This is a genomic window from Ensifer sp. M14 (assembly GCF_003355565.1).
Lineage (GTDB): Bacteria > Pseudomonadota > Alphaproteobacteria > Rhizobiales > Rhizobiaceae > Ensifer.
The window spans coordinates 1-3,228 of the sequence record NZ_QJNR01000019.1 but is presented as its reverse complement, the minus strand read 5'-3'; the positions used below and the strand labels follow the sequence as shown (position 1 = coordinate 3,228).

Sequence of the window (3,228 nt, the reverse complement as noted above, 5' to 3'; positions counted from 1 at the left end):
GGGCGGCCCAGCCGCCGACGCCGAACACCAGGGTTGCGGCAAAGACGGCCGACACAGCGATGCGCGAGGTGATGCCGAACTGCGGTTTTTCTGCCGGCGTGGTTGTCATGGCAGCCGCCTCTGTCGTGCTCTTGTCCGTGGTGTTCATGGTCTTCTTCTCCCGATAACGCGTGACTATTAGGTTCCGTGGTCGTTCAGACGGTGTCTCTCGACTGGTCTGCCGGGCTTTCGGTTGCCGCCAGGATAAAATCCTGTTCGGTAAGCTCGTGGCGGCCGGCGATCAGGAATTGCAGATCCTCGTCGCGCTCGAGGTCGACGACGGCGCGCACGACCGTGCGCTCGCCGTCGCCAAAGGTCTCGTGATAGAAGGTGATCTGGTGGACTGGCGGCGCCTGGCCATCCTGCAGCAGTCCGCCGAAGACGAGCCCGCCGATGGCCTCGGCGATCTTCGACAGGTCGACGCGGTCGCCGACCTGGAAGTCGCGGATCTCGTCGCGGCCGCTGCCGTCATTGGCAAGCGATGCGGTCGTGCGAAAGACGAAGACATCGGCGCCGGCGCCGCCAGCCAGAAAGTTGACGGCATTGCCGGCGACGAGAACGTCGTCGCCCTTGCCGCCGACAGCACCTTCGACCGAGGTCAACAGGTCCGAGCCGATCTCCACACCCTCAGCCGTGCCACGGTCGAGGTCGATCACCACGGCCTGCATCGCTGCCGAAGCGTCGTAGGTGTCGACCGCCTCGTTGCCGTCGATCAGGTCGTTGCCGTCGTCGCCGCTCGCATCCGGCGCGATCACCACGAGGAAGGTGTCATTGCCGGTATTGCCCTCCAACTTGTCACTGCCGCCACCCCCGACGAGAACATCGTCGCCGCCGCGGCCGCGCAGTATGTCGTTGCCGTCGCCGCCCGACAGGATATTGTTGCCGGTCCCACCCGACAGGCGGTCGCCGCCGTCGCCACCGACGATGATGTCGAAGCCGTCGATCAGGTCCGAACCGATCTCCTCGCCTTCGGCGATGCCGGCCTCGATATCGGCAAGAACGGCCTGCACCAGCGCCGACATGTCGAGCGTATCGATGCCGTCACCGCCTGAGTATGTGTCATTGCCGTCATTGCCCGCATCGGTTGTCACGACGACGATGACAGTGTCGTTGCCCTCACCGCCGGAAACGGTATCGTTACCCTGGCCGCCGGCCAGCGTGTCGTTGCCGTCGCGACCGTCGATGACATCGTTGCCGTCATTGCCTGTGAGAGTGTTGTTCTCGGCGTCGCCCGAGAGCTGGTCGTCACCCGAACCGGCGATAACTGTCTCGATGCTGTCGAGCGTATCGGAACCGATCTCCTCGCCCGTGGCCGTCCCCTCTTCGAGATCGACGACGATGCTCTCGGTGGTCGCACTGGCATCCAGCGTGTCGGTTCCCGCACCGCCGCTGTAGGTATCGTTGCCGTCAGTCGTCTCACCCGGTGCGCAGACAGGCGCTTCGACGACGATGGTGTCATCGCCGGCGCCACCGGAGACGACATCGTCGCCCTGGCCGCCGGCGAGCGTATCGTCGCCGCTACGACCGTCGATGACATCGTTGCCGTCATTGCCGATCAACGTGTTGCAGGCGGCATCGCCGGAAAGCTGGTCGTCGCCGGAGCCGGCAACGACGGTCTCGATGCTGACGACGGTGTCAGAGCCGATCTCTTCGCCTGACGCCGTGCCGTCTTCGAGATCGACAACAATGGTCTCGGTGGTGGCGCTGGCATCCAGCGTGTCGAAGCCGGTGCCGCCTTCGTATGTGTCGTCGCCGTCGTCGTAATCGCTGTTGTCGTCGTCGCTGTGGTCTTCGGCGCGGGCCTGAACGATGACGGTATCGTTTCCGTTTCCGCCTTTGACGGTGTCGTCGCCCTGGCCGCCTGCGAGCGTGTCGTTGCCGTCGCGGCCGTCGATGGTGTCGTCGCCGTCATTGCCGAGGAGTGTGTTGTTCTGGTTGTCGCCGGAGAGCTGGTCGTCACCTGCGCCGGCGATGACCGCCTCGATGCTGTCGAGCGTGTCTGAGCCGATCTCTTCGCCTGACGCCGTGCCCTGTTCGAGGTCGACGACGATGGTGTTCGTGGTAGTGCTGGCATCGAGCGTGTCGAAGCCGGTGCCGCCGGAATAATGGTCGTCGCCGTCGTCGGTGGTGTCGGTGGTGGCGGCCGCCGGTGATGTCTGCGATGCCTGTGCCAGACGGGCCTCTTCGCTGCTTGGTCCGGTAACGATGACATCGTTGCCGGCGCCTGAAAGAACCGTGTCGTCGCCGGTGCCGCCGGTCAAGCGGTCGTCCTCGCTGCCGCCATCGACGAGATCGTCGCCGGCATCGCCCTCGAGGGTATCCTTGCCGTCTTCGCCGAACAGCCGGTCGTCGCCGGTGCCGCCCGAGAGCGTGTCGTCGCCTTCCTCGCCGATGAGGATGTCGTCGCCAGCCTCGCCATAGAGCTGGTCGTTGCCGGCGCCGCCGAAGAGAATGTCGTTGCCATTGCCGCCGAACAGCCGGTCATCGCCGTCTTCGCCATGGATCGTGTCGTTGCCGTCGCCGCCAAGCAGCGTGTCGTTGCCGGTGCCGCCAAGGATCAGGTCGTCGTCCTCGCGGCCATAGACGATGTCGTCGCCACCAAGGGCCGCGATGATATCGGCGCGCGGCGTGCCGAGGAGAACGTCGGGTCCCTCGGTGCCCTTGATCTCGTTGGCCGGCCAGTCGAGCAGCGAAAGCAGCGCGCCATTGGCGACGCTGCCGGTACCGTCGGAGACGGTATAGCTGAAGGTGACTTCGCCGATGTCGCCACGGTCAGGCGTATAGAGCCACATGCCGTCGGAGTAAGCGCGCACCGAACCGGAAGAAACGGTCAGATTGGCGATCGACAGCCGGTCGCCGTCGGGATCGAGCGTGTTGGCCAAGAGATCATCGAGCAGGATGATCGCCGACAGGTTCATGAAGCCGTTGGCAAGGATGTTGCGGCCGGTGACCACCGGCAGCCGGTTGGAGCGGGTGGCGCCGTCATCGTCATCATCGTCGTCGTCATCACCGCCGTTGTTGCCGCCGCCATTATTGCCACCGTTGTTGTTTCCGCCGTTATTGCCGCCATTGTTGCCGCCGTTGCCATTGCCGTCGTCGTCGTCATCGCCGCCACCGGCATTGTCGTCATCGTCGTCATCCTTGCGGCCGCCGGTCGAGGGCAGGTTGCCGAAGGACGACAGCCGCGGG

General features: G+C 65.0%; 1 protein-coding gene. It reads right to left on the bottom strand.

Annotation, left to right across the window (positions count from 1 at the left end; all coding sequences use genetic code 11):
* Window positions 1-194 precede the first annotated feature (194 nt).
* The coding region (locus BLJAPNOD_RS34890) for a cadherin-like domain-containing protein (protein WP_147294637.1) at window positions 195-3,228 on the bottom strand (3,034 nt) is incomplete at its 5' end.